The sequence below is a fragment of the Thauera sp. AutoDN2 genome, assembly GCF_051280715.1.
Classification (GTDB): domain Bacteria; phylum Pseudomonadota; class Gammaproteobacteria; order Burkholderiales; family Rhodocyclaceae; genus Thauera.
The window spans coordinates 41,690-67,514 of sequence record NZ_JBNCAR010000002.1; the positions used below are offsets into that span (position 1 = coordinate 41,690).

A 25,825-nucleotide genomic window follows, 5' to 3' on the forward strand; every position below is an offset into this window, starting at 1 on the left:
CTGGCACGCTCCTTATAATCGGTCGCGGTTGCAAACCAACACCAAAGGAGACATCGTGGAACGTCGCAAATTCATTCAGGGCGCCGGTATGGCCGGCATTCTCGCGGCCGGCGCCGCCCCCGCCATCGTGCACGCGCAGGAACAGATCCGCTGGCGCCTCGCGTCAAGCTTCCCGAAGTCGCTCGACACGGTCTTCGGGGCATCGGAGATCTTCGCGAAGAACGTTTCCGACGCGACCGGCGGCAAGTTCAACATCACCGTCTATCCGGCCGGTGAACTGGTCCCCGCCTTCGGCGTAGTCGACGCCGTGCAACAGGGCACCGTGGAATGCGCTCACACCGCGCCCTACTATTTCTTCGGCAAGGACGAGACCTTCGCACTCGACTGCGCAGTGCCTTTCGGCATGGCCTCGCGTGCGATGACCGCCTGGATGAACGAGGGCGATGGCCTCAAGCTCATGCGCGAGTTCTACGCGCAATACAACATCGTAAACCTGCCCTGCGGTAACACCGGCGCGCAAATGGGCGGCTGGTACCGCAAGGAGATCAACTCGGTCGCCGACATCAACGGCCTGAAGATGCGCATCGGCGGCTTCGGCGGTCGCGTGCTGAGCAAGCTCGGTGCCGTGCCCCAGAACATCCCTGCCGGCGAAATCTACCAGGCGCTGGAGAAAGGCACGATCGACTCCGCCGAGTGGATCGGCCCTTACGACGACCTCAAGCTCGGCCTCTACAAGGTCGCGAAGAACTACTACTTCCCCGCATGGTGGGAGGGCAGCACCCAGTTCTCCGTCTACATCAACGACGAGCAGTGGAACAGCCTGTCCAAGGAGTATCAGGCGATCGTCCAACTCGCGGCAGCCGATGCGCATGTACGTTGCCAGGCGCGCTACGATGGGCGCAACCCGGGTGCGCTCAAGCAACTGGTGGCCGAAGGCGCCAAGCTGAACCGCTTCCCGCGTGACGTGATGGATGCCGCCTTCAAGGCATCGCGTGAAGTATATGAGGAGATCGCGGCGAAGAACCCGAACTGGCAAAAGGTCTTCCCCGACTACTCCCGCTTCATGGCTGACCAGGTGCAGTGGTTCGCGGTCGCCGAAGGCAACTACTCGCAGTACATGGCCGCACAAAAGCTTTAAGATGCGCGGCGCTTCCCGGCTTCTGCGCGGGAAGCGCCCGTTTCTGCATCTTCGACTCCTCGCTGACCGGGCCTGCATCACGCAGCGTCCGGCAGTGTCGCCCGACCACCGCATCCAGGCCACCCCATGGGAAACCTCCTCCGCCTATCCAGGCTGATCGACGGGCTGACACGCATCGTGGGCAAGTCCACGATGTGGTTCGTGCTCGCCGCCACGCTGATCAGCGCCACGAACGCGATCGCGCGCAAGGCGTTCAACGTCGGCTCCAACGCCTACCTCGAAATCCAGTGGTACCTGTTTGCGGCCGTCTTCCTGCTCGGTGCAGGCTATGCATTCCTGCAAAACGCCCATGTGCGCATCGACGTGCTCGCCAGCCGCCTGTCCATGCGTACCCGAAACATCATCGACATCGTCGGCATCGTGCTGTTCATGCTCCCGATGTGCTGGTTCATGATCGAGTTCTCCTGGCCGCTGGTGAAGAACGCGTATCTTTCGAACGAGATGTCCTCCAATGCGGGTGGCCTGATCCGCTGGCCGGTTTACGCCCTTGTTCCTGCCGGCTTCACCCTGCTGGGGCTGCAGGCGATCTCCGAACTCATCAAGCGGGTCGCCTTCCTGAGGGGACTCGCGCCCAATCCGCTTCTGGCGGCCGTCGATGAGGTCGCCGACGCGACCGAGATCGCCCTCGCCTCCGTCAGCGAGACCCGCAAATGATCGAAATGCTCTCTTCCAGCCTGCCGCAACTGATGTTTCTCGCGCTGGCGATCTTCCTGCTCAGCGGCTTTCCGGTCGCCTTCGCGCTAGCGGCAACGGGGCTGATGTTCGGCTTCATCGGCATCGAGATGGGCCTGCTGCCGGTGAGCCTCTTTCAGGCCCTGCCGCTGCGGGTGTTCGGCATCATCCAGAACGACACGCTGCTTGCGATCCCCTTCTTCACCCTGATGGGTCTGGTTCTCGAACGCAGCGGCATGGCGGAGGATCTGCTCGACACCGTAGGCCAGGTGTTCGGCCCGATCCGGGGGGGGCTCGCACTCGCGGTCATCCTCGTGGGCGCGCTGCTCGCCGCCACCACCGGCGTGGTTGCCGCGTCGGTGATCTCGATGGGCTTGATCTCGCTACCGATCATGCTGCGCTACGGCTACAGCCGCGCGATCGCCTCGGGAGCGATCACCGCCTCGGGCACGCTGGCCCAGGCCGTACCCCCCTCACTGGTGCTGATCGTGATGGCCGACCAGCTTGGCCGCAGCGTCGGCGACCTGTACCGCGGCGCTTTCCTGCCGGCATTCATGCTGATCGGCATGTACGTGCTCTTCATCATCGGCCTGGCCATGTTCAAGCCGAAGATGGTGCCCGCACTGCCACCCGAAGCACGCCAGTATAGAGAACCGAACGGCAGCTCAGGCATGCGCTCGCTGGGCGTTTTCTCCATCTTCGTCACGGTCCTGACGGTCGCCTTCGGCTACTTCTACGCCGACATCGCCTCCGCCATCTCGGGTGCGGAGCGCACGCCACCCACGGACGAAACGGTGGTCGTCTCGCTGACCGTCGGCACGCTGATCGCATTTTTCGGCGCCGCCCTGAACAAGCTCTTCCGCCTCGGCCTGCTGTCGCGCATCACCGAGCGCGTCACCTTCGTGCTGATTCCGCCGCTCACACTGATCTTCCTTGTGCTGGGCACGATCTTCCTCGGCGTGGCCACCCCCACGGAGGGCGGCGCCATGGGTGCGGTCGGCGCGCTGCTGATGGCGCTGATGCGACGCCGGCTCGACATGCCGCTGCTCAAGCATGCACTGCAGTCGACCGCCCGCCTGTCGACGTTCGTGCTGTTCATCCTCATCGGCTCGACGCTGTTCAGCTTCACCTTCATCGCGGTCGACGGTCAACTCTGGGTGGAGCACCTGTTCGACAAGCTGCCCGGCGGCCAGATCGGCTTCCTGCTCTTCGTGAACCTGATGGTCTTCGTGCTCGGCTTCTTCCTCGACTTCTTCGAGATCGCCTTCATTCTGGTCCCCCTGCTGGCGCCGGTGGCCGAGAAGCTCGACATCAACCTGATCTGGTTCGGCGTGATGCTGGCGATGAACCTGCAGACCTCCTTCCTGACCCCGCCGTTCGGCTTCGCCCTTTTTTACCTGCGCAGCGTCGCACCCGCGAAGCCCTTCCTCGATCGCGTCACCGGACGTGAGACGGAAGGCGTGAAGACGATGGACATCTACCGCGGCTCGATCCCCTTCGTGCTCATCCAGCTGTTCATGCTCACCTTGCTGCTGGTCTTCCCGGAGATCGTGACGTTCAGCCTCGACAAGCCGGTGGAGTTCGACCCCAACTCCATGCAGCTCGAGATCCCCGGCAGTTTCGGTGGCGGCTGGAACGACGGTGGTGGGAATGGTGGCGGAGCCGGGAACGGCGGCTGGTAAGCCCCCGCGACGGAGATCCTCACGAGGCGCGCATCGTGTTCGATGCGCGCCTTTTTTTGTGCATGCGCGCACGTGATAAACTCCCGCGCTGAACCCAGCCCGCAGGCGAGCATGCGCCTGCGGCCGAACAAATCCTTCTTCGAGCTTCCGACATGTTCTCCTCGCAAGACACCCTCGCCAAATTCGACCCCGAACTGTGGTCCGCCATCCAGGCCGAAAACAAGCGCCAGGAAGACCACATCGAACTGATCGCCTCGGAAAACTATGTCTCCCACGCGGTAATGGAAGCCCAGGGCTCCCAGCTCACCAACAAGTACGCCGAGGGCTATCCGGGCAAGCGCTACTACGGCGGATGCGAGCACGTGGATGTGGCCGAGCAGCTCGCGATCGACCGCCTCAAGGCCCTGTTCGGCGCCGAAGCCGCCAACGTGCAGCCCAACTCCGGCTCGCAGGCCAACCAGGCCGTATTGATGGCCTTCGCGAAACCGGGCGACACCATCATGGGCATGAGCCTAGCCGAAGGTGGCCACCTCACCCACGGCATGCCGCTGAACATGTCGGGCAAGTGGTTCAAGGTCGTTGCGTACGGCCTGAACGAGAAGGAAGAGATCGACTACGACGCGATGGAGCGCCTCGCCCACGAGACGAAACCGAGGATCATCGTCGCCGGCGCGTCGGCATATTCGCTGCGCATTGACTTCGAGCGTTTCGCAAAGGTGGCGAGGGATGTCGGCGCGATCTTCTGGGTCGACATGGCCCACTACGCCGGCCTGATCGCTGCAGGCTTCTACCCCAACCCGGTGCCGCACGCCGACGTCGTCACCTCGACGACCCACAAGACCCTGCGTGGCCCACGCGGCGGAGTGATTCTGATGAAGGCCGAACACGAGAAGGCGCTGAACTCGGCGATTTTTCCGGGCCTGCAGGGTGGTCCGCTGATGCACGTCATCGCAGCCAAGGCGGTGGCCTTCAGGGAAGCAGCCTCGCCCGAGTTCCGCAACTATCAGGAACAGGTGATCGCCAACGCCCGCGTCATGGCGCGCGTACTGGGCGAGGAGCGCGGCCTGCGCATCATTTCCGGCCGCACCGAGTCCCACGTCTTCCTGGTCGACCTGCGCAACAAGAAGATCACCGGCAAGGCTGCGGAGGCAGCGCTGGGCAAGGCCCACATCACGGTCAACAAGAATTCGATCCCGAACGATCCCGAGAAGCCCTTCACCACCTCCGGCATCCGCATCGGCTCGCCGGCAGTTACCACCCGGGGCTTTACCGAGATCGAGGTCGAGAAGGTCGCACACATGATCGCGGACGTACTGGATGCGCCGGACGACGAGGGCGTGATCGAACGCGTGCGCGCCCAGGCGGCCGAGCTGTGCGCAAGATTTCCGGTGTACGGCGAGTAAGGCGCACAAAGGGGGCGGTCGACGCCCCCATGCGCCGCGCAGCCCATGAAATGCCCTTTCTGCGGTGATCCGAACACCCAGGTCACCGACACTCGCGAGAACGAGGACGGCGACGTCGTAAGACGTCGCCGTCGCTGCGTGAAATGCGACAAGCGTTTCACCACCTATGAGCGCATCGATCTGAAGATGCCGCACATCGTCAAACGCAACGGCAACCGGACCGAGTTCGACCACGCCAAGCTCGCCGGAAGCATGAAGCTGGCCCTGCGCAAGCGCCCGGTGACAATCGAGGCGATCGACGCCGCCCTTGACCGCATCGAGGCCAGGCTGCTGGCGCTGGGCGCACAGGAAGTGCCGAGCGAGAAGATCGGCGAACTGGTCATGAAGGAGCTCAAGAAGCTGGACAAGGTCGCCTACATCCGCTTCGCCTCGGTGTATCGGAACTTCGCCGACGTCGATGAGTTCTCCGAAGTGATCCGCGAGGTGCAGACGCGTCCACGCCGCGCCAAGGTCTCCAAACCCGAATCCGACCCCGAGCATGACCTTTTCGGCGGCTGACCATGCTGCCATGGCGCGCGCGCTGCAACTCGCAGCCCGTGGCCTGGACACTACCTCCCCCAATCCGCGCGTCGGCTGCGTGCTGGTGCGCGACGGAGAGATCGTAGGCGAAGGCTGGCACGAGCGCGCCGGCGAGCCGCACGCCGAAATCCACGCCCTGCGCGCAGCGGAGGGCGCAGCCCGCGGCGCCACCGCCTACGTGACCCTCGAGCCCTGCTCGCACTTCGGTCGCACACCGCCCTGCGCCGATGCGCTCATCGACGCGGGCGTGACGCGCGTGGTGGTCGCCATGGTGGACCCCAACCCCCTGGTTGGCGGTCGCGGTCTGGAGCGCTTGCGCGCGACGGGCATCCGCACCGAGTACGGCCTGCTCGAAGATGAGGCGCGCGAACTCAACATCGGTTTCGTGTCCCGCATGACGCGCGGCAGGCCCTGGGTGCGCTTGAAGGCCGCAGCCACCCTGGACGGCAAGACCGCGCTCGAGAACGGCGTCAGCCAATGGATCACTGGTGCCGCCGCCCGTGCCGATGGCCACCGCTGGCGCGCCCGCGCCTGTGCGGTCCTTACCGGCATCGGTACCGTGCGCGAGGACGACCCCCAACTCACCGTGCGCGACGTCCCCTGCACGCGACAGCCGCTACGCATCCTGGTCGATGCAGGTCTGCAGGTTTCACTCGCTGCGCGCATCCTTCAGGGCGCGCCCATCCTGATTGCCACCGCAAGCGCGGACGCAGCGCGCATCACCGCGCTACGCGACCGTGGCCACGAGGTACTGATCGTGCCCAATGCCGCGGGCAAGGTGGATCTCCCCCAACTGTTGCTGCAACTGGGCGCGCGCGGCCTCAACGAGATCCACGTGGAAGCCGGTTTCAAACTCAATGGATCGCTGATGCGCGAAGGTTGCGTGGACGAAGTGCTGCTGTACCTCGCGCCAATGCTGGTCGGGGACGCGGCACACGGACTGTTCAACCTGCCCGCACTCGCGGCACTCGAGGGCGCCACGCGGCTCGACATCCGCGACCTGCGAATGATCGGGCCGGATCTGCGCCTGATCGCCCGTCCGCGCTCCGCTGCCTGAAAAGCAGGCTCGGTCCGCTCAGGCCCGTTGGCTACAAACGGCGCAGCCCGGGTCGCGCGAAAGCGAGACGCTGCGCCACTCCATGGACAGGCCGTCCAGCAGCAGCAAGCGCCCATCCAGGGTGGTGCCGCAGCCGATCAGCAGCTTCAGGGCCTCGGCCGCCTGAATCGTGCCGATGATGCCGACGATGGGTGCAAACACCCCCATCACCGCGCAGCGAACCTCTTCCAGATCCTCACCCTCGGGAAACAGGCAGTGGTAGCAGGCGCCGTCGGAGTTGCGCAGGTCGAACACCGAAACCTGCCCGTCGAAGCGGATCGCGGCCCCGGAGACCAGGGGCTTGCGCAAGCGCACGCAAGCGCGGTTGATCGCATGGCGGGTGGCGAAATTGTCGCTGCAGTCGAGCACCACGTCGGCACGCTCGACTTCCTCTTCCAGCGCCGCGCCCGAAAGGCGCTGCCGGATCGGATCGATGTGGGTCTCCGGATTGAGCCGATGCAGGGTCTCGCGCGCAGAAACCACCTTGGGCGCCCCCACCCGGTCGGCGCTGTGGAGGATCTGGCGCTGCAGATTGGTGAGATCGACCTCGTCGTCGTCTGCAATGGCGAGTGTGCCCACACCCGCTGCCGCGAGGTACATCGCTGCCGGCGAACCCAGTCCGCCCGCCCCGACGATCAGCGCACGCGCATCAAGCAAGCGCTGCTGCCCTTCGACATCGACCTCGGGCAGCAGGATGTGGCGGCTGTAGCGCAGCAGTTGATCGTCGTTCATCGAATGGAGGCTACTTGTACTCGCGCAGCTCGGGGGGCGTGTCGTCGTGATCACCGTGCAACTGGTGGTCCCAGGCCTGAATGTACACCTCGTGCGACTGTTTGATCAGCCGCTCGGGCGAAAGCAGGTTGTGGCGCTGCGTTTCCTCGCAGAAATACACCAGGGCGCGCACCAGCTTGACGTATAGCGAATTCTCAAGCGCGAAGCCGGCATCACGCAGGGCGTCCTCGAGCGTCTCGAGCGAATAGTCGAGCACCGAGTAACGCACGACGATCGTCAGGGTCTCGTCGTCACGCTCTAGTTGCAGGCCCTTCAACGCCTGAAGCGCCTTCCAGGCCCGCTCGACCTGCCCGGGAGGCAGGCCCTTGAAGCGGATCTCACGCTGCTTGTGGATGTCGGCGCCAGGCAAGGGACGGTCGTGATGCCTGCCAGCCAGCTTGTAGGCGGTCTCCCTGCGCATCATTCCCCTCCCGTCCTCATGGTTTATTTTTCATTCTGGACGATCTGCTCACCCTTGAGAAGGCGAATTGCCTGCTGGAGTTGGTAGTCGTCCTCCCCTCCGAAATCGAAACGCACCGGCTCCGTCTCTTCCTCGCTCTCGGCGGGCTTGCCCTCCGCCTTCTCGGCGGCGGCCTTGGCTTCGGCCTCGGGGTCACGATCATTGCCGAGATGGCGAAGCAGGTCAGCCTCGCGCACGCGGCGGCTCGAGCCGTTGGCGCTTTCCTCCACGATGACGTCGGGCTCGATGCCCTTTGCCTGGATGGAGCGGCCGCTGGGGGTGTAATAGCGCGCCGTCGTGAGCTTGATCGCGGTGTTGTTGTTGAGCGGCAGGATGGTCTGCACCGACCCCTTGCCAAAGGTCTGGGTGCCGATCACCGTGGCCCGCTTGTGATCCTGCAGCGCGCCGGCCACGATCTCCGAAGCCGAAGCCGAACCCGCGTTGACCAACACCACCATTGGCACTTCGCGCGCCACCGAAGGCAGGCGACGCAGGAAGTCGTCCCGCGTTCCGCGCAGGTAGTCGGCCGGAGCGGCGCGGTATTCGCGGCGCGCATCCTCGGTGCGACCGTCAGTCGACACCACCAGCGTATCCTGCGGCAGGAACGCCGCCGACACCCCGACTGCACCGTGCAGCAGGCCGCCCGGATCATTGCGCAGGTCGAGCACCAGACCCTGCATCGGCCCCTCGGCGGCGAGCTTGTTCAGGTGATCCACCACCGAAACGGCCGTGTTCTCCTGGAACTGCGCGACACGCAGATAGGCATAACCCGGCTCGATGAGCTTCGACTTGACGCTCTGGACCTTGATCACCTCGCGCGTGAGCGTGATGACGATCGGCTGGGACTGCCCCTTGCGCATGATGGTCAGCGTGATGTCGGTCTTGGGCTTGCCGCGCATGCGCTTGACCGCATCGTTCAGACTCATGCCCTTGACCGGCGTGTCGTCAAGTTTGACGATCAGGTCGCCCGCCTGCACTCCGGCACGGAACGCGGGGGTGTCCTCGATCGGGGAGATGACCTTCACGAAGCCATCCTCCATGCCGACCTCGATGCCCAGGCCGCCAAACTCGCCCTGGGTACCCACCTGCAGATCCTTGAACGCCTCCGCGTCGAGGTAGGCCGAGTGCGGATCCAGGCCCGACAGCATGCCGCTGATCGAATCGGTGATGAGCTTTTTGTCCTCGACCGGCTCGACGTAGCCCTGCTTGATCGCGTTGAACACATCCGCGTACGCGCGCAACTCATCGACCGGCAGCGGCACCTGCACGCTGCGGTCGGCACTGGCGGAAAAATTGAGACTGATCAGGACGCCGGCGACCATGCCGGTCATCACGAGGCCGAACTGTTTCAGCTTGCTGCTGCGCATGAGAACTCCATTGATGCGCCGGCGACTTGGCCGGCCTTGCCTTCGGTCAGTTGAGCCGCACCCACTGCATCGGGTCGAGCGGCTGACCGCCGTGGCGGATTTCGAAGTATAAACCCGATTCGTTGCCCACTCCGCCGGCGCCCACGCTGGCGATCACGTCACCACCGCCCACGCGCTCGCCCACATCCCGGAGCAGGGTGTCGTTATTACCGTAGATGGAAAGGTAGTCGCTGCCGTGGTCGACGATGATGAGGTTTCCGTACCCGCGCAACCAGTCCGAAAAGACCACCTCTCCGCCCGCGATCGCGCGCACCTCCATCCCCGAACCAGCGCGGATGAACACACCCTTCCAGGTTGTGCCACCCTCGGCTCTTTGAGCGCCGAAGCGCCCGACAAGTTCGCCCCGCACCGGAAAGCGCATCTGGCCGCGCAGATCCTTGAAGCGCACCCCGGATGGGGTCGGCGCTGCCGCGGCCCGCACCTCGCCCACCACCGGCTCCACCCTGCGCGGGAGGCTCGGCCGCGCATGGCCCGCGGCCGAGGCAGCGGGCTGCTCCGCCGCCTTGCGCTCGGCCTCGCGCTGCGCGGCGAGCAGCCGGGCGGCCTCACGCTCCGCCTGGGCACGGGCGCGCTTCACCAGCGTGTCAATTACCTGCCCGAGACGCTTCTCGTCCTGCTGCAGGCTGCCGACCGCCTTCTTCTGCGCCTGGAGCTCGCCCGCAACCCTCGCCAGCACCTGCTTGCGCTGCTGCTGCTCGTGTTCGAGGGACTTCCTGCGCGCACGCTGCTCGTCCTCGAGGATCGCAAGTCGGTCGCGGCGCTGCTGGATCTCCTCGGCACGGCGCTGCGTCTCCCGCATGTCGGCGCGCAAGCCATCGATCAGCGCGACGCGCGCCCGCCCGAGGTGCTCGAGATAGTGTGCATCGCGCGCAAGCTGGTTCGGGTCGCGGGCGGACAGGAGGGGCGCCACGCCGTCGGCCGCGCCATGCACGTACTGGCGGCGCAGCCATTCACCAAGCTCACTGCGCCGGCTGTCGATGCGCCCCGCGGTTTCGCGCTGCTCGGCCTCCAGCACGCCCAGCTTCTTCTCCGCATCCTTACGCTCCGCCTCAAGCTGCGCGAGCTCCCTGGCTGCACGCGACACGGCGCGCTCGGCCTCGGCAAGCGCCTTCGCCGCTTCGGAACGGCTTGCCTCCGTACGGGCCATCTCCTGCTGCAGGTCGCGGATGCGCTGCTTCAGATCAGCCAGATCCGAACGGTGCTCGTCGATCTGGCCGGAAGGAGGCTGCGCCTGCGCGGGCGAGACGCACCACAAGGCGCCAACAAACCAGGCGCAGACGAACAATCCACAAAAACGTGGGCGCGGCATGCTGCGTCCCGGACGCGATGGAGAAATGGGAGGAGTGGAGGCTGGCACGAAACTGGTGGTAAACCCTTGCTTGCAGGATGTTCTGCATGGGCGCAACGCAATATTTTATACTAACGTTTTGCCCGCGCCGCCCCTATCGTGAACCAGAATGACATCCTCACGCTCATCGACCGCCATGAGCACATCGAAACAGCGGCCCGCGCGCTCAAGGCCATCGCCCACCCCCTGCGCCTCAAGATCCTCTGCGTACTCGGCGACGGAGAGGAGTGCGTGCAGGAAATCGTCGATGCCGTCGGCACCTCGCAAAGCAATGTCTCGCAGCACCTCGCGATCCTGCGTGACAAAGGCGTGCTGCAGACGCGCAAGGACGCCAATCGCGTCTTCTACCGCGTCGGCGATCAGCGCACGCTCCAGCTCATCGTGCTGATGCGCGAGGTCTTCTGCGGCGTGGACGCATCCGAAAGCTGAGCACGCGCTCATTCACGCATTCCTTCCCACCCTGACGGAGCCCCTTTCAAGTGGAATTCCTGCAACAAAATTGGCATTGGGCGGCCCTTGCAGCCGTCTCCGGGGCCTGGTTGATGGTCGAGCTGATCCGCAGCCGCGGCGACGAAAGCCAGGTCTCCCCGGTCCAGGCAACACTGCTCGTGAACCGCGAAGATGCGATCGTCATCGACGTGCGCGAGCAGGGCGAATACGCCCAGGGCCACATCCCGAACGCGCGCCACATCCCCTCGGGCGAGTTCGAGCGCCGTGGCAAGGAGCTGGAAAAGCTGAAGGATCACCCGGTGATCCTGTGCTGCGCCACCGGCGGCCGCTCCAACAGCTGCGCCGCCCAGCTCCGCAAGACCGGCTTCACCCGCATCTACAACCTGCGTGGCGGCATGATGGAATGGCAGAAGGCCGGCCATCCGGTGAGCCGCAAGCGGAAATGAGCATGCAGCCCCACGTCCGCATGTACGCCACCGCGACCTGCCCTTTCTGCATCCGCGCCGAACAGCTGCTGATGCACAAGGGCGTGGCCGGGCTCGAGAAGATCCGCGTCGACCTCGACCCCGTCCGCCGCGAGGAAATGATGAAGCTCAGCGGTCGGCGCACGGTTCCACAGATCTTCATTGGCGACTACCATGTCGGCGGCTGCGACGACCTCTTCGCGCTCGAAGAAGCCGGCCGCCTCGACCCGCTTCTGCAGGGCGAATCCGCTTGACCGCCTGAACATTCTGCCGGCGTGTCCCCGGCCGGCGCACCCATCACCAATCCACTCCAACCCGGATCCATCCCAATGTCTGAACAGAACACCCAGCCCGTCTTCTCGATCGAAAAACTCTACGTCAAGGACCTCTCCGTCGAGGTACCGGGCGCACCGCAGATCTTCCTCGAGCGCGAAAACCCGCAGATCAATGTGCAGCTGAGCACCGCCGGACGCGCCATCGAGGATGGCGTGTACGAGATCACTCTCACAGTGACCGTCGACGCCAAGATCAGCGAGGACCGCACCCTGTTCCTGATCGAGGTTGCACAGGCAGGCATCTTCCAGATCCGCAACGTTCCGCAGGACGACCTCGAACCGGTGATGATGATCGGCTGCCCCAACATTCTCTTCCCCTACGCTCGCGAGGCTGTGTCCGATGCAGTCACCCGCGCAGGCTTCCAGCCAGTCCTGCTCGCGCCGGTCAACTTCGAGACGCTCTACCAGTCGCAGCGCCAGCAAGCCGCCGCGCGCGCCGACGGTGAAGTGCCGATCCAGTAAGGAATCCCCCATGAAGCGCACGCCCAGCAGCACTGCAAAGCGCCGTCCGGGGCTGCGCCTCGCCACCCTCCTCGCACTTTGCTCGGCCTCCAGCCTCGCGGGTGCGCAGGCAACCGGGCCCGGAATCCAGTACAAATCCGCCGGCGCCTCGCTGGTCATGCACGACGCGCCTTCCCCCCAGGCCCGCGCGCTCTTTCGCCTGCTCCCCGGCACCCCGGTCGAGGTGGTCGTCACCCAAGGCGCCTGGCTACGGGTGCGCGAACCCGAAGGCGCACTGAACTGGGTCGAGAGCCACGCGCTCAGCGAGCAGCGCACGGTCATCGTCACCGCCGAACGCGCGACCATCCGGCGCCAGCCGCAAACCGACGCTCAGGCGGCCTTCGAGGCGACACGCAACGTCGTGCTGCAACTCGTCGAACCGCCCCAACTGGGCTGGGCGCGGGTGCGCCATGCCGAAGGCCTGGAGGGCTACGTGCGCGCAAATGAGGTCTGGGGCCTGTGAGCCGCTGCCGGATCACGGTGTTCGGTGCGGGCGCCTGGGGCACAGCGCTCGCCCAGGCATTCAGCGCCTCGCACGATGTTCGACTGTGGGCGCGCGACCGCGCCCAACTGGCCAGCATCGCGGAGAACCGCGAGAACCTTCGCTACCTCCCCGGCGTGCGCCTGAATGACGCGCTCGCCATCGACCCCGACTTCGAACACGCTGCCCGCCACGCCGAACTGCACCTGGTGGCCACCCCCCTGGCCGGCTTGCGGAGCACGGTACACACGCTGCGCGCGCTGACGCCCGAAACCCCCCTGCTGTGGGCGTGCAAGGGCTTCGAAGCGGGCAGCGGCCGTCTGCCGCACGAGATCGTTGAAGAGGAACTCGGCGCTACTGCACCCTGCGGAGCCCTCACCGGGCCGAGCTTTGCAGCGGAGGTTGCACGCAGCCTGCCGGCAGCGGTCGCGCTCGCCGCACGTGACGGCGAATTCGCGCGCCACTGGGTCGGCGTGCTGCACCAGCCGCGCCTGCGCATCTACGCCAACACCGACCTTGTCGGCTGCGAGGTCGGCGGTGCGGTCAAGAACGTGATGGCGATCGCCGCCGGCGTTTCGGACGGCATGGGCTTCGGGCTCAACGCACGTGCAGCGCTGATCACGCGCGGCCTGGCAGAGATCACCCGTCTGGCGCGCGCGCTGGGTGCTCGCTCCGAGACCCTGATGGGGCTCGCCGGCATGGGCGACCTGATCCTGACCTGCACCGGCGATCTTTCGCGCAACCGGCGCGTTGGCCTGGCGTTGGCGGAGGGGAAAAGTCTGGGCGACATCCTGCGTGAGCTCGGCCACGTCGCCGAAGGGGTCTCCACCGCGCGCGAGGTGGTACAGCTTGCGCACCGGCACGGCGTGGAGATGCCGATCTGCGAGGCCATCGACGCTTTGCTCCACCACGGCATGAATGCGCGCAGCGCAGTCGAGCGCCTGCTCGCACGCGACCCCCGCGAGGAGTGAGCGAGGCGCTACGGCGCGGCCACGGCTGCTGCGCCAGGAGCAGCCTCATCCGCCCCGGCCGCACCCTCAAAACCACGCTGACGCCAGCCTTCGTACACCACGACCGCCACTGCATTCGACAGGTTGATGCTGCGGTTCGTCGGCCGCATCGGGATACGGATCCGCCGTCCGGCCGGAAATCCATCCAGCACGGTCTGGGGCAGGCCGCGGCTCTCGGGTCCGAAGACCAGCGCGTCTCCGGGCTGGTAAGCCACCCGGTCATGGCGCTCGCTTCCCCGGGTGCTGAGCGCAAACATGCGCCTGCCCGCAAGCGCCGCCAGACAGGCATCCCAGTCCTCGTGCACCGTGACACAGGTGAGATCGTGATAGTCCAGCCCCGCGCGCGCCAGATGCCGATCGGAAAGATCGAAGCCGAGGGGCGCCACCAGATGCAGACGCGAACCCGTATTGGCCGCGAGGCGAATGATGTTGCCGGTATTGGGCGGAATTTCGGGCTGATAGAGGACGATTTCGAACATCTGCGGGACACATGATCATGGATACGCACCCGGCTTCGTAACAGACGCTGGGCGCGGAATGCTGGACGGGAGTCTAACGCCCCGCAGCATCGAGCGCATCGTGCCCCGACCAGAAAAGACCGGCACAGGCGAGGCGCAGGATGCGCCTTTCAGGCGGGCGTCAGCGTGCGGGCGACAACCAGGTTGCCCACCCAGCTCGCCCCTTGGCGCTTGAGACAGCGCGCCAGCTCATCCAGCGTGGCGCCGGTGGTCATCACGTCATCGACCACGATCACGCGCTGCCCCGCCAGGGACGTGCTGCCCCCGAAAGCGCCGCGCGGACTGCGCAGTCGAGCCTCGCGATCGAGCCCCGCCTGCGGCGGGAGGTCGCGCAGTTTGTTCACCACGGCCAGTCCGAGCGGCAAACCACACGCACGCACCACCGGCCGGGCGATCTCAACCGCCTGATTGAAGCCGCGCTCGGCCAGTCGGCGCGGATGCAGCGGCATCGGAACGAGCAGGTCCGCGCCCTCGACAAAGCCCGCACCACGCTCAAGCAGCGCCTGCCCGAAAAACTCGGCCAGCGCCAGGCGACGCTGGTACTTCAGCGCATGCACCATGACATCCACCGGAAAGGCGAACTCGAACACCGCCAACGTTGCATCGAAGGCAGGCGTCTCGCGGGCGCAGGCACCACACACCCCCCCGTTCAGTCCGGGTAGGCCGCAGCACGGACAAGCTGAATCAGGCCGGCGCGGCAGACCCGCATTGCACGCGGCGCACAGGGCCATGCCCTCGGTGCGCACCCCGCACAGGAAGCAGTCCTGAGGCGCGAGCAGATCGACGACCTGCAGCCAGAGCGCGCGCAGCGCGTGCGTTGAATTTGACAAGGTTTCCGTCCTTGGAAGAACATGCGGGCCTCCATAATTACAGCCTGACGGGCCAGAAATGACAACGCATTCCGCCATCCTCCAGCGCATCGATGAACCCCGCCGGGCCGAGCCGGCCGAACGCAACCGCTGGGCCGTCGCCGAGGTCGAGGCGCTCTTCGACCTGCCCTTCTTCGATCTGGTGTTCCGCGCCCAGCAGGTCCACCGTGCGCATTTCGACGCCAGCGCGATCCAGCGCTCGACCCTGCTCTCGATCAAGACCGGCGGCTGTTCGGAAGACTGCGGTTACTGCTCCCAGTCCAAGCGCCACCACACGGGCCTCGAGTCCGAGCAGCTGATGCCGATCGACGAGGTGCTCGACAAGGCACGCGCGGCGAAGGCCCGCGGCGCAACGCGCTTCTGCATGGGTGCAGCCTGGCGTGGCCCGAAGGACCGGGATCTGGAGCCGGTGGTGGAGATGGTGCGCGAAGTCAAGGCACTCGGCCTGCAGACCTGCGTGACCCTGGGCATGCTGAGGGATGGCCAGGCCGAGCAGCTCGCCCAGGCCGGGCTCGACTACTACAACCACAACATCGACACCGCGCCCGAGTTCTATGGCCGCGTGATCACCACGCACACCATGCAGGACCGCCTGGACACGCTCGAGCGCGTACGTTCGGCCGGCATCAATGTTTGCAGCGGCGGCATCATCGGCATGGGCGAATCGCGGCTCCAGCGAGCCGCACTGATCGCCCAGCTCGCCAACCTGCCCAAGCCCCCGGAGTCCGTGCCCATCAACAACCTGGTGGCGATTCCGGGAACCCCCCTCGCCGAGGCCGAAGCCCTCGACCCCTTCGAGTTCGTCCGCACCATCGCCGCTGCCCGCATCACGATGCCGGCAAGCTTCGTCCGTCTTTCGGCCGGCCGGCAGGAGATGAGCGACGAACTTCAGGCGCTGTGCTTCATGGCCGGTGCAAACTCCATGTTCTACGGCGAGCGCCTGCTCACCACCGACAACCCCGACGCCGACCGCGACGACCGCCTGTTCGAACGACTGGGCCTGCGCGCGATTTGAGCGACCAGCCCATGCCCACCTCCAGCGCCGACTCGAGCAGCGCGTTCGCGCTGGACCATCACCTGCTGCGGCGCCGCTTCGAGCGCGCCGCCGCCAGCAGCGACGACTCCGGCCCCCTGATGCGCGAAGTGGCACGGCGCATGGACGAGCGCCTGGACTACATCCGCGTCGAGCCTCGCCGCGTCCTGGACCTGGGCTGCGGCACCGGCGCAGACCTGCCGCGCCTTGCGGAGCGCTTCCCCGACGCGCTGCTGCTCGCAGCCGACTTCGCGCCCGCCATGCTCGATCGCGCGGGCGCCCGTGTGCGACCGACGGCCGGACGCGGCGGACTGCTGCGACGCCTGCTCGGCCCCCCTCCAGCCCTGCCGCACCTGCTTGCGGACGCCCGCAAGCTCCCGATTGCCCGCGCCAGCCTCGGTCTGGTGTGGTCCAACCTCATGCTTCCCGCGCTCGACGATCCTTCTCCGGTATTCCGCGAAGTACATCGCACGCTGGAGGTGGGCGGCCTGTTCATGTTCACCACCTTCGGCCCGGACACGCTACGCGAGCTGCGGGCAGCGTTGCCCGCACGAAGGGGCGATCGCGTGCACCGCTTCATCGACATGCATGACCTGGGCGACGCGCTGATCGAGGCCGGGTTTTCCGACCCGGTGATGGACATGGAGATCCTGACCCTGACCTACGCCGACCTCGACGGCCTGATGGCCGATCTACGCGCCAGCGGAGGCGCCAACGCGGCCGATGGACGTCCACGCGGCCTGTCCGGGCGCAGGGAATGGGCCGAGGCACGCGCCAGCTACGAACGCCTGCGCCACGACGGCCGCCTGCCTGCCACCTTCGAGATCATCCAGGGCCACGCCTGGAAGGCCCCCCCGAGGACGACCGAGGACGGGCGCAGCGTCGTGCGCTTCGAACCCCGCCGCACGGCTCGCTGACATTACCGCCCCTGCACCAAGGACGAAGATGCCCACCCAACCCGTCTGGCTGTTCGACCTCGACAATACGCTGCACAACGCCAGCCCGCACATCTTCCCGCACATCAACCGCAGCATGACGCGCTACCTGGAGCAGCACCTGGGTCTGGCGCCCGACGATGCCAACGCGCTGCGCAACCAGTACTGGCACCGCTACGGCGCCACCATGCTCGGACTGATGCGGCACCATGGCACCGACCCCGATCACTTCCTGGTCGAGACGCACCGCTTCGACCGCCTGCACGAGATGATGGTGTTCGAGCGTGCGCTGCGCGGCATGCTCCGCCATCTGCCCGGGCGCAAGATCGTGTTCTCGAACGCGCCGCGCCACTATGCCGAGGCCGTGTTGCGCATCATGGGCATTCACCGCCTGTTCGAGGACGTGATCGGCATCGAGGACCTGGGCTACCAACCCAAGCCCGGCATCCGCGCCTACCGGACCCTGCTGCACCGCCAGCGCCTGCGTGGAACACAGTGCATCATGCTGGAGGATTCCGTGGTCAACCTGCGCACCGCCAAGCGCCTGGGCATGCGCACCGTACTGGTGGGTGGAGGACTGCGCACGCCGTCCTACGTCGACCTGCGCATTCCGAACATCCTCTCGCTGCAGCGTCAGCTTGGGCGGCTGCTCGGCTGACGGGCCGCCATCAGGCGGGCGCCATCGCCGTAGCCCGATGGCACCGGCTGGTCGATCGGCACGAAATCGTGCCGCTGCCAGAAGGCGACGGCGTCTTCCAGCGCGACCAGTACCATGCGCCGCAGGCCCGCACGCGCACACCAGTCGCGCACGCGATCGAGCAGGGCGGCTGCCACGCCCGCGCCACGGGCCTCAGGAGACACCGCCAGATCATGCAGGAAGGCGAGCCGCTCCCCTTCGGGCAAGCGCGGGAGTTCGGCATGCAGCGCGGGCGGCGCGATGCCTGCCCACGGGTGCGCGAGCACATAGCCGACGCCGCGCCCGTCCAGCTCGGCAATCCAACACGCCTCAGGCGCAAGGGCAAGCTTGCGCGCCAGCACGGAAGCAGACTCCTGATAGGCGTCGCCATACGCAGCCCGCTGCACGGCGAGTACCGCATCCAGGTCGGCGGCGGTCAGCGCGCGCGTGCTGGCGGTGCCGCGACTGAGGTCGTGGCCCGACGAGCCGACCTCAGTCGCCATCCTTGAGCCAGCGTGCGGCATCGAGCGCATAGTAGGTCAGGATGCCATCGGCGCCGGCACGCTTGAACGAGAGCAGCGCTTCCATCGCGCAGGCACGCTCGTCAAGCCAGCCATTGGCTGCAGCCGCCTTGAGCATGGCGTATTCGCCGCTCACCTGATAGACGTAGGTCGGCACCTCTAGCTCGCGCTTCACTCGCCGCACGATGTCCAGATACGGCATGCCCGGCTTGACCATGAACATGTCCGCGCCCTCGGCGATGTCGAGCGCGACTTCACGGATCGCCTCGTCGCTGTTGGCCGGGTCCATCTGATAGGTGTGCTTGTTGCCCTTGCCCAGGTTCCCGGCCGAACCGACGGCATCGCGGAAGGGGCCGTAGAAACTGGAAGCGTACTTGGCGGAGTAGGCCAGGATGCGTGTATGAATGTGCCCGCCCGCGTCGAGTTCGGCACGGATGCGGCCGATGCGGCCATCCATCATGTCCGAGGGGGCAACCACGTCGGCGCCAGCCTGCGCGTGGCACAACGCCTGCTTGGCGAGCGCCTCGAGCGTCTCGTCGTTCATCACGTAGCCACGCGGATCGGCCGGATCGATGAGGCCGTCCTGTCCATGGCTGGTGTAGGGATCGAGCGCGACATCGGTGATCACGCCAAGCTCAGGGAAGCGCGCCTTGAGCGCCTGCACGGTCCGCGGCACCAGGCCCTCGGGGTTCCAGGCCTCCTCGGCACCGTCGGTCTTGCCGGCAGCGTCGATCACCGGGAACAGCGCCAGCGCCGGCACGCCGAGCGCAAGCGCCTGCTCGGCCACGCGCAGGAGATTGTCGATCGAAACGCGCTCAACGCCCGGCATGGAAGGCACACCCTCGGTGCGTGCGCTGCCATCGAGCACGAACACCGGGTAGATCAGGTCATTGCTCGTAAGCACGTTCTCACGCATCAGACGGCGCGAAAACTCGTCGCGGCGCATGCGGCGCATGCGGGTGGAGGGAAACGCTCCAGTGGGTCGCATCGTGTTCTCTCTCAAATCATGGGTCGGGTCCGGTCCGACCGCAGCCCCGCCGTGCGGCGACGCAAGGGCGCCCGGGAACCGGGTGCGAAGACCGCGAATGCAAAAAACACGGAACTTCGCGCAAGAGTCTCCATCTTAGCAAGCAGATGGTGTCCGGCGCCGCGCGCCGGCCATCTCCCGCTTCACCTCCCTGAGCGGGTGCCTCACGCCCGGTGAGGCATTTTTGGCCCCCGACTATGTCCCCTGGTCGGGGGCTTTTGTTTGTTCCAGGCCCTCGGCCGGCACGCAGGCGTCACCCGCATCGGCCTCGCCCCCGGAGTCGTCGGGCGCTGGCTGCAGGTCGCCCAGGAGCCACCCGCCGATCACCTTCTCGGCCTCTTCCACGCCGCTCTTCTTCAGGCTGGAAAACAGCTGCACCGTAACCTGCGGGCCCAGCGGCGCGAGCGCGCGGCGTACCTCCTGCAGGACCGCCGCAGCCGCTCCGCGCGAGAGCTTGTCACTTTTGGTGAGCAGAACATGAATGGGACGCCGGGACACCGCGAACCAATCGATCATCTGCCGGTCGAGCGGGGTGAGCGGATGGCGCGAATCCATGATCAGCACCAATCCGATCAGGCTCTCACGCTTCTTCAGGTAGGTTTCGATCAGGCCTGCCCATTCGCGGCGAACCTTCTCGGGCACCGCCGCGTAGCCGTAGCCGGGCAGGTCAACAAGCAGCGCGCCGCTGTTGAGCCGGAAGAAGTTGAGAAGCTGGGTGCGCCCCGGCGTCTTGGAGACGAAGGCAAGTCGCACATGACCAGCGAGCGTGTTGATCGCGCTCGACTTGCCGGCGTTCGAGCGCCCCGCGAAGGCGATTTCCGGGCCGGACGGTGGCGGCAAGCCGGAGGGCTTGGCGATCGATATCTCGAATTGTGCGTTGCGGAACAAAGGCATCTAGGAAGGGGCGAAAAGGCGGTTGGCTATGGAAGAAAGCCTCCATCGCATCGCGCAATCAGGCTTTCCTGTATTAGAATACCGCGTTTGAAACATTCACTCACGGCTTTCCGAGGACATCATGATCAAGCGTTCCCTGCTGCTCTCGTCGCTGCTGCTGCTTGCCGGCAGCCTTCAGGCCCAGGACCAGGCTCCGGACCTCGCCAAGGCAAAACAGACCGCCGAGACCGTCTGTGCTGCCTGCCACAACATCGATGGCAACAGCGCACTTCCGGCAAACCCGAAGATCGCCGGCCAGCACGAAGACTACCTCTTCAAGCAGTTGCGCGAATTCAAGAGCTGGAACGGCAACCCGCCGGTGCGTGAGAACGCGATCATGGGCGCGATGGTGGCCGGCCTGGAAGAAGCTGACATGCGCGGCCTCGCCCAGTACTTCGCCGGCTTCGAACTGCAGCCGGAAGCGGCACAGAACCTCGAGACGATCGAGCTCGGGCAGCACATCTGGCGCGCCGGCATCCCCGAGAAGGGCGTCCCCGCCTGTGCCGCCTGTCACGGCCCCGCCGGTTCCGGCATGCCGGCGCAGTATCCGCGCCTGTCGGGTCAGTTCGCCGAGTATCTCGACGCGCAGATGAAGGCCTTCCGCGACAACGTGCGCGCAAACGACCCGAACAACATGATGCGTGCAATCGCGATCAAGATGACCGATCCCGAGATCAAGGCCGTCTCCGACTACGCTGCCGGCCTGCGCTGAGCTTCAGCGCACCCGCAACACCCGGGGGCGGCACCCGCCGCCCCCGCCCTGCCGGTCCGGTGAGGCGGCAGCCCGCCTCGAACGCCGCGTTCGCGCGTCGCCCCAGCCGCCGCTCACCCGACCCTTCTCACCGAGGTCCGGATGCAACGCGGCACCGCGCGCGCCCTCTTCGAGCTCCTGAGCTCGATGCGATTCGCCATCGCCCTGCTGACGATCCTGTCGATCGCCTCGGTGATCGGCACGGTCGTCAAACAGAACGACCCCCTGAACGCCTATCTCAACCAGTTTGGTCCGTTCTGGTTTCCCGTATTCGAAAAGCTCGGACTGTATTCGGTCTATAACGCCGGCTGGTTCATCGTCATCCTGGCCTTCCTGGTGCTGTCGACCTCGCTGTGCATCGTGCGCCAGACCGCGCCCATGCTGCGCGAGATACGCAGCTTCCGCGAACATGCGCGCGAAGCCTCGTTGCGCCAGTTCGCCCACCGCGCCAGCCTGAGTGCAACGCTGGACTTGCCCGAGGCGCAGACACGTATCGAGGAATACCTGCGCCAGCACCGCTTCAACAGCCGCAGCAACGCGCGCAGCGACGGTGCGCTGATCGCAGCGAAGCAAGGCAGCATCGGCCGCGTCGGCTACTTCTTCGCCCATGGCGCGATCGTACTGATCTGCGTCGGCGGCCTGCTCGACGGCGACCTCCCCCTGCGCGTTACGACCTGGCTGGGCGACAAGCAGCCCACCGCAGCCAACCAGCTGATCGCGGACATCCCCGAATCCGCACGCCTCGGCCTCGACAACCCCAGCTTCCGAGGCGACGTCTACATCCCCGAGGGGCGCACCACCACCTTCGCCGTGCTGCGCGCCGGCGACGGGATCCTGCTGCAGGAACTGCCCTTCAACATCACACTCGAGCGCTTCCACATCGACCATTACGAGAACGGCATGCCAAAGCGCTTCGCCAGCGACATCGTTGTGGCCAACCGCATGAGCGGCGAATCCACCGCACACACGATCGAGGTGAACAAGCCGCTCACACTGCAGGGCATTACCCTCTATCAGTCGAGCTTCGAGGACGGCGGCTCCCGGCTCCGGCTCGTGGCCAGGAGCCTGCTGCCGGGGCGTGCCGGCGTGCTGACGGAACTCGAGGGCGCGGTCGGCGAGAACCTCCCGTTCCACGACGAAGCGTTCCGCTACACCCTGGAATTCATCGACTTCAAGGCCTTCAACGTCGAGGATCTCGCGACCGGTGAAGGTGCGGACGTGCAGTCGGCCAAGGGCTTGGCCAGGCTCGAGCAGCACCTCGGTAGTGGGGCCCGGACCGTCAGCCCGCGCGACATGCGTAACGTCGGCCCGAGTTTCACCTACCGGCTGCGCGACGAAGCCGGGCAGGCGCGGGAGTTCCACAACTACATGCTGCCGATCGAGCAGGACGGGCGCTGGTTCCTGTATACCGGCCTGCGCGACAGCCAGGCCGACAGCTTCCGTTACATGCGCATCCCGCTCGACGAGGCCGGCAGCGTCGACACCTGGTTCGCGGTACGCAACCTGCTGCTCGACCCGACCCAGCGCGCGCAGCTGGCGCAGCGCTTCGCCGCCCGCACCTTTGCCGGCGGACAGAACGCCGAAGCCATGCGCGCGCCGCTCGCGCAAAGCGCGGTCCAGACGCTGGAGCTTTTCGCCGAGCGCGGCTACGAGACCCTGGGCGCCTTCATCGAACGCACCGTCCCCGAGGCCGAGCGTGGCCAGGCCGCCGATGTGCTGGTGCGCGTACTGCAGGGCGCAGCGTGGGAGGCCTGGATGCAGGTCCGCGCGGACGCTGGCCTGGACGCCGCGGAAGTGAGCCCCGCGCGCGCCACTTACGTCAACGACAGCATCGCTGCGATCTCGGACAGCCTGTTCTACGGCTCGCCGGCCTACCTCCAGCTGGACAGCTTCGAGGAGCGGCTCGCGACCGTGCTGCAGGCAACGCGCTCCCCCGGTCAGCCGCTGGTCTATATTGGTTCGCTGCTACTCGTGCTGGGCGTGTTCGCCATGCTCTACATCCGCGAACGCCGCTTCTTCGTACTGGTGAAGGCGAACGAAATCCTCGTCGCCATGTCCTCCAATCGCAAGGCACTGGACGTCGACGAAACCTTCCAGCGCCACGTGGAAGGCCTCGCTGCCGCCCTGCGCGCGGCTCCGCCCGCCCCCGTTCCCGAATCGGTCAAAGGTGCATGATGGATATCGCACGTCCCTCCCCCGCAGCCCCCTCTCACCCCGCCGCTGCCGCTTCTGTGCCACCAGCGCAGCGCGCGCCAAAACACTGGCTGCGCCAACTTGATCTCTTCGACTGGCTATACGCACTGGCGCTGGTGGCCGGAGCGGTCATCGCACTGGTCCATTACCAGCACGCGATGGACGTCTACGACGACATCGTGCTGATCCTGCATGTACCGGTGCTGGCCGCGATCGGCTGGTACTGGAAGCCCTTCCGCAGCTTCCTCGCCGCCGTGGCGGTGCTGTCGCTGGCGAGCATTGCGCTCTATCAGGGCGATCTGGCGCGCGCCGAGCAGACCTTCTTCCTCAAGTACCTGATCTCCAGCCAGACCGCGATCATGTGGATGAGCGCGCTCATCTTCATCGCCACGGGTGCCTACTGGATCGGTCTGCTCGCGCGCTCGGACTTCGGTGAGCGCACTGGCTCCACGCTGACCTGGATCGCCGCAGTCATGGGCACCGTGGGTCTGTTTGTGCGCTGGTACGAGTCCTACCTGCTCGGACCCGAGATCGGCCATATTCCGATCAGCAACCTGTACGAAGTGTTCGTCCTCTTCACGCTGATGACCGCCCTGCTCTACCTCTACTATGAGGGCCGCTATGCAACGCGGCGCATGGGCGCCTTCGTGATGATCGTCCTCTCCGCCGCGGTTGCGTTCCTGCTCTGGTACACCTTCACCCGAGAGGCGCACGAGATCCAGCCGCTGATCCCCGCATTGCAGTCGTACTGGATGAAGGTGCACGTGCCGACCAACTTCATCGGTTACGGCGCGTTCGCGGTCGCGGCGATGGTCGGCACGGCCTACCTGCTCGCCGAGCGCGGCCTCCTCGCCAGCCGGCTGCCGGCACTGCGCGTGCTCGAGGACGTGATGTACAAGGCGATCGCGATCGGCTTCGCATTCTTCACCATCGCCACCATCCTGGGCGCGCTCTGGGCCGCCGAAGCCTGGGGCACCTACTGGCAGTGGGACCCGAAGGAAACCTGGGCGTTGATCGTATGGCTGAACTACGCGACCTGGCTACACATGCGCCTGACCAAGGGCCTGCGTGGCGCGGTGCTGGCCTGGTGGGCGGTCGTGGGTCTGTTCGTGACCACCTTCGCCTTCGTCGGCGTCAACATGTTCCTCACCGGCCTGCACTCCTACGGCGCGCTGTAATCGCGCGAACAGGGACCCACCGAGATGCGGAGCAAGCCCCCCCTACCCGGAATCCGAAGCATGACTTCAGCCCCCGCAGGCAGCTACCCGAGCCGCAATTTCCTCAGCGTCGAGGACGCCCGGCGCACCATCCTGGCAGCGCTGACCCCGGTCGGCGGGCGCGAGCGGGTGACCGTGCGCGCCGCGCTCGGGCGCGTGCTGGCCGAGGACGTGATCGCGCCCTACAACGTCCCTGCACACGACAATTCCGCCATGGACGGTTACGCGGTGCGCGCGACCGACCTCGCTGCGGGGGCGGAGACCCTGCTCGACGTGGTCGGTACCGCCTATGCCGGACGGCCCTTTTCGGGCATCGTAGGCCACCGCCAGGCGGTGCGCATCATGACCGGCGCAAGCATCCCGCAAGGCGCGGACACGATCGTCATGCAGGAAGTGGCGCGTCGCGAGCATGACAAGGTCTGCATTCCAGCCGGCCAGAAACCCGGACAGAACCTGCGCCGCGCGGGTGAAGACCTCGCCGAGGGCGGCGTGGCCGTTGCCGCAGGCAAGCGCTGCGGCCCGGCGGAGCTCGGCCTGATCGCATCGCTCGGCATCGCGGAGGTCTGCGTGCACCGACGTCTGCGCGTCGCGATCCTGTCGACCGGAGACGAGATCGCTTCCATCGGCCAGGCGCTCGGCCCCGGTCAGGTCTATGACAGCAACCGCTACACGCTCCATGGCACGCTCTCGCGGCTCGGTTGCGACCTGCTCGATCTCGGCGTCGTACCCGACCGGCCCGAGGCGCTCGAGGCCGCCTTCCGCGAAGCCTCGCAGGCAGCGGACGTCGTGATCACGAGCGGTGGCGTCTCAGTCGGCGAGGCAGATTTCATCCGCGAGATGATGACCCGCCTGGGCGAGGTCGCGTTCTGGAAGCTGGCCATCAAGCCGGGGCGCCCCATGGCCTTCGGGCGCATCGGCAACGCGGTGCTGTTCGGCCTGCCGGGCAATCCGGTCGCGGTGATGGTGACGTTCTACCAGTTCGTGCAGGATGCCCTGCTCAAGCTCATGGGGGTGAATCCGCTCCCACCCGCCGAGCGTTTCCCGGTACATGCAGCCTTCGCGTTGCGTAAGCAGCCCGGGCGGGTGGAGTATCTCCGTGCCTGCCTGAACCGCGACAGCGACGGGCTCTCGGCAACCCTCGCCGGTGCGCAGGGCTCGGGGATCCTGCGCTCGATGTCCGAAGCAGACTGCTTCGTGGTCCTTCCCGAAGACTGCACGAACGTGCAGCCGGGAGATACCGTTCTCGTTCAACCCTTCCACGGTCTTGTCTGACCC

At 66.2% G+C, this 25,825-nt stretch carries 28 protein-coding genes; 19 read left to right on the plus strand and 9 right to left on the minus strand.

The window, feature by feature from the left end:
- Nucleotides 1–55 precede the first annotated feature (55 nt).
- From ACPT9U_RS01540 to ribD, 6 genes are all read left to right on the plus strand, one after another.
- Nucleotides 56–1,138 carry a TRAP transporter substrate-binding protein gene (locus tag ACPT9U_RS01540; protein WP_435749659.1) on the plus strand — a complete coding sequence of 361 codons (1,083 nt, stop codon included), beginning with the start codon at nt 56–58 and terminating at the stop codon, nt 1,136–1,138.
- Between the two features lie 126 nt (nt 1,139–1,264).
- Nucleotides 1,265–1,852, plus strand: coding sequence for a TRAP transporter small permease subunit (locus ACPT9U_RS01545; protein WP_418364965.1), 588 nt, complete (start codon nt 1,265–1,267; stop codon nt 1,850–1,852).
- Nucleotides 1,849–3,552 (plus strand): TRAP transporter large permease, encoded by a 1,704-nt coding sequence (locus tag ACPT9U_RS01550; protein ID WP_418364964.1) that lies wholly within the window; start codon nt 1,849–1,851, stop codon nt 3,550–3,552. Before ACPT9U_RS01545 ends, ACPT9U_RS01550 begins: the two co-directional genes overlap by 4 nt.
- A gap of 152 nt (nt 3,553–3,704) precedes the next feature.
- Nucleotides 3,705–4,955, plus strand: coding sequence for a serine hydroxymethyltransferase (gene glyA, locus ACPT9U_RS01555; RefSeq protein WP_418364963.1), 1,251 nt, complete (start codon nt 3,705–3,707; stop codon nt 4,953–4,955).
- A gap of 45 nt (nt 4,956–5,000) precedes the next feature.
- Complete coding sequence (gene nrdR, locus ACPT9U_RS01560; RefSeq protein ID WP_435749660.1) at nt 5,001–5,513, plus strand: transcriptional regulator NrdR; 513 nt, start codon at nt 5,001–5,003, stop codon at nt 5,511–5,513.
- Nucleotides 5,494–6,591, plus strand: coding sequence for a bifunctional diaminohydroxyphosphoribosylaminopyrimidine deaminase/5-amino-6-(5-phosphoribosylamino)uracil reductase RibD (gene ribD, locus ACPT9U_RS01565; RefSeq protein ID WP_418364961.1), 1,098 nt, complete (start codon nt 5,494–5,496; stop codon nt 6,589–6,591). Before nrdR ends, ribD begins: the two co-directional genes overlap by 20 nt.
- An 18-nt stretch (nt 6,592–6,609) precedes the next feature.
- Here the strand turns inward: ribD and ACPT9U_RS01570 are convergent, their stop codons facing one another.
- Genes ACPT9U_RS01570 through ACPT9U_RS01585 form a run of 4 tightly spaced genes read right to left on the minus strand, consistent with a single transcriptional unit; the run spans nt 6,610 to nt 10,597 of the window.
- Nucleotides 6,610–7,362 (minus strand): HesA/MoeB/ThiF family protein, encoded by a 753-nt coding sequence (locus ACPT9U_RS01570; RefSeq protein ID WP_418364960.1) that lies wholly within the window; start codon nt 7,360–7,362, stop codon nt 6,610–6,612.
- Nucleotides 7,363–7,372: 10 nt separating this feature from the next.
- Nucleotides 7,373–7,822 (minus strand): hypothetical protein, encoded by a 450-nt coding sequence (locus ACPT9U_RS01575; protein WP_418365003.1) that lies wholly within the window; start codon nt 7,820–7,822, stop codon nt 7,373–7,375.
- 23 nt (nt 7,823–7,845) lie between these two features.
- On the minus strand, nt 7,846–9,228 hold the full coding sequence (locus ACPT9U_RS01580) for a S41 family peptidase (protein WP_418364959.1): 1,383 nt from the start codon (nt 9,226–9,228) through the stop codon (nt 7,846–7,848).
- Nucleotides 9,229–9,274: 46 nt separating this feature from the next.
- Nucleotides 9,275–10,597, minus strand: a complete 1,323-nt coding sequence (locus ACPT9U_RS01585) for a murein hydrolase activator EnvC family protein (protein ID WP_435749661.1) — start codon at nt 10,595–10,597, stop codon at nt 9,275–9,277.
- Nucleotides 10,598–10,735: 138 nt separating this feature from the next.
- Here ACPT9U_RS01585 and ACPT9U_RS01590 point away from each other — a divergent pair, with 138 nt between their 5' ends.
- The 6 genes from ACPT9U_RS01590 to ACPT9U_RS01615 all read left to right on the plus strand — a co-directional run bounded on the left by ACPT9U_RS01590 (nt 10,736) and on the right by ACPT9U_RS01615 (nt 13,838).
- Nucleotides 10,736–11,065, plus strand: coding sequence for an ArsR/SmtB family transcription factor (locus ACPT9U_RS01590; RefSeq protein WP_418364957.1), 330 nt, complete (start codon nt 10,736–10,738; stop codon nt 11,063–11,065).
- A gap of 50 nt (nt 11,066–11,115) precedes the next feature.
- Nucleotides 11,116–11,532, plus strand: a complete 417-nt coding sequence (locus ACPT9U_RS01595; RefSeq protein WP_418364956.1) for a rhodanese-like domain-containing protein — start codon at nt 11,116–11,118, stop codon at nt 11,530–11,532.
- Nucleotides 11,533–11,534: 2 nt separating this feature from the next.
- On the plus strand, nt 11,535–11,804 hold the full coding sequence (grxC, locus tag ACPT9U_RS01600; protein WP_418364955.1) for a glutaredoxin 3: 270 nt from the start codon (nt 11,535–11,537) through the stop codon (nt 11,802–11,804).
- A gap of 75 nt (nt 11,805–11,879) precedes the next feature.
- The gene (gene secB / locus ACPT9U_RS01605; protein WP_418364954.1) at nt 11,880–12,347 is read left to right on the plus strand and encodes a protein-export chaperone SecB; all 468 of its coding nucleotides are present in this window, start codon (nt 11,880–11,882) and stop codon (nt 12,345–12,347) included.
- A gap of 10 nt (nt 12,348–12,357) precedes the next feature.
- On the plus strand, nt 12,358–12,849 hold the full coding sequence (locus ACPT9U_RS01610) for an SH3 domain-containing protein (protein WP_418364953.1): 492 nt from the start codon (nt 12,358–12,360) through the stop codon (nt 12,847–12,849).
- Nucleotides 12,846–13,838 carry an NAD(P)H-dependent glycerol-3-phosphate dehydrogenase gene (locus ACPT9U_RS01615; RefSeq protein ID WP_418364952.1) on the plus strand — a complete coding sequence of 331 codons (993 nt, stop codon included), beginning with the start codon at nt 12,846–12,848 and terminating at the stop codon, nt 13,836–13,838. The genes ACPT9U_RS01610 and ACPT9U_RS01615 overlap by 4 nt, the downstream gene beginning before the upstream one ends.
- Nucleotides 13,839–13,846: 8 nt before the next feature.
- On the opposite strand, the gene ACPT9U_RS01620 is transcribed toward ACPT9U_RS01615, so the two are convergent.
- Both ACPT9U_RS01620 and ACPT9U_RS01625 read right to left on the minus strand, forming a co-directional pair.
- Nucleotides 13,847–14,356 carry a tRNA (cytidine(34)-2'-O)-methyltransferase gene (locus ACPT9U_RS01620; RefSeq protein ID WP_418364951.1) on the minus strand — a complete coding sequence of 170 codons (510 nt, stop codon included), beginning with the start codon at nt 14,354–14,356 and terminating at the stop codon, nt 13,847–13,849.
- A gap of 149 nt (nt 14,357–14,505) precedes the next feature.
- Nucleotides 14,506–15,225: a ComF family protein gene (locus tag ACPT9U_RS01625; protein WP_418364950.1), complete on the minus strand. Its 720-nt coding sequence runs from the start codon at nt 15,223–15,225 to the stop codon at nt 14,506–14,508.
- A 58-nt stretch (nt 15,226–15,283) separates the two neighbouring features.
- Here ACPT9U_RS01625 and bioB point away from each other — a divergent pair, with 58 nt between their 5' ends.
- From bioB to ACPT9U_RS01640, 3 genes are read left to right on the plus strand one after another with little or no spacing between them, the layout of a single operon-like run.
- Nucleotides 15,284–16,279 carry a biotin synthase BioB gene (bioB, locus tag ACPT9U_RS01630; RefSeq protein WP_435749662.1) on the plus strand — a complete coding sequence of 332 codons (996 nt, stop codon included), beginning with the start codon at nt 15,284–15,286 and terminating at the stop codon, nt 16,277–16,279.
- 11 nt (nt 16,280–16,290) lie between these two features.
- Nucleotides 16,291–17,214 (plus strand): methyltransferase domain-containing protein, encoded by a 924-nt coding sequence (locus ACPT9U_RS01635; protein WP_435749663.1) that lies wholly within the window; start codon nt 16,291–16,293, stop codon nt 17,212–17,214.
- A 28-nt stretch (nt 17,215–17,242) separates the two neighbouring features.
- Entirely contained in the window at nt 17,243–17,890 is a 648-nt protein-coding gene (locus tag ACPT9U_RS01640) for a pyrimidine 5'-nucleotidase (RefSeq protein ID WP_435749664.1), read from the plus strand.
- On the opposite strand, the gene ACPT9U_RS01645 is transcribed toward ACPT9U_RS01640, so the two are convergent.
- The 3 genes from ACPT9U_RS01645 to yihA form a co-directional block, all read right to left on the minus strand.
- Nucleotides 17,866–18,411: a GNAT family N-acetyltransferase gene (locus tag ACPT9U_RS01645; protein WP_435749665.1), complete on the minus strand. Its 546-nt coding sequence runs from the start codon at nt 18,409–18,411 to the stop codon at nt 17,866–17,868. The two genes, ACPT9U_RS01640 and ACPT9U_RS01645, sit on opposite strands and share 25 nt — an antisense overlap.
- On the minus strand, nt 18,401–19,417 hold the full coding sequence (gene hemB, locus ACPT9U_RS01650) for a porphobilinogen synthase (RefSeq protein ID WP_435749666.1): 1,017 nt from the start codon (nt 19,415–19,417) through the stop codon (nt 18,401–18,403). The genes ACPT9U_RS01645 and hemB overlap by 11 nt, the downstream gene beginning before the upstream one ends.
- A 234-nt stretch (nt 19,418–19,651) precedes the next feature.
- The gene (gene yihA, locus ACPT9U_RS01655) at nt 19,652–20,350 is read right to left on the minus strand and encodes a ribosome biogenesis GTP-binding protein YihA/YsxC (protein ID WP_418364944.1); all 699 of its coding nucleotides are present in this window, start codon (nt 20,348–20,350) and stop codon (nt 19,652–19,654) included.
- Nucleotides 20,351–20,471: 121 nt separating this feature from the next.
- Between yihA and ACPT9U_RS01660 the strand changes: the two genes are divergently transcribed.
- From ACPT9U_RS01660 to moeA, 4 genes are all read left to right on the plus strand, one after another.
- Nucleotides 20,472–21,101 (plus strand): c-type cytochrome, encoded by a 630-nt coding sequence (locus ACPT9U_RS01660; RefSeq protein WP_418364943.1) that lies wholly within the window; start codon nt 20,472–20,474, stop codon nt 21,099–21,101.
- Between the two features lie 141 nt (nt 21,102–21,242).
- The gene (locus ACPT9U_RS01665; protein WP_435749667.1) at nt 21,243–23,315 is read left to right on the plus strand and encodes a cytochrome c biogenesis protein ResB; all 2,073 of its coding nucleotides are present in this window, start codon (nt 21,243–21,245) and stop codon (nt 23,313–23,315) included.
- Nucleotides 23,312–24,511 carry a c-type cytochrome biogenesis protein CcsB gene (gene ccsB, locus ACPT9U_RS01670; RefSeq protein WP_418364941.1) on the plus strand — a complete coding sequence of 400 codons (1,200 nt, stop codon included), beginning with the start codon at nt 23,312–23,314 and terminating at the stop codon, nt 24,509–24,511. The genes ACPT9U_RS01665 and ccsB overlap by 4 nt, the downstream gene beginning before the upstream one ends.
- Before the next feature lie 60 nt (nt 24,512–24,571).
- Complete coding sequence (moeA, locus tag ACPT9U_RS01675; RefSeq protein ID WP_418364940.1) at nt 24,572–25,822, plus strand: molybdopterin molybdotransferase MoeA; 1,251 nt, start codon at nt 24,572–24,574, stop codon at nt 25,820–25,822.
- The last annotated feature ends 3 nt before the right edge of the window (nt 25,823–25,825 follow it).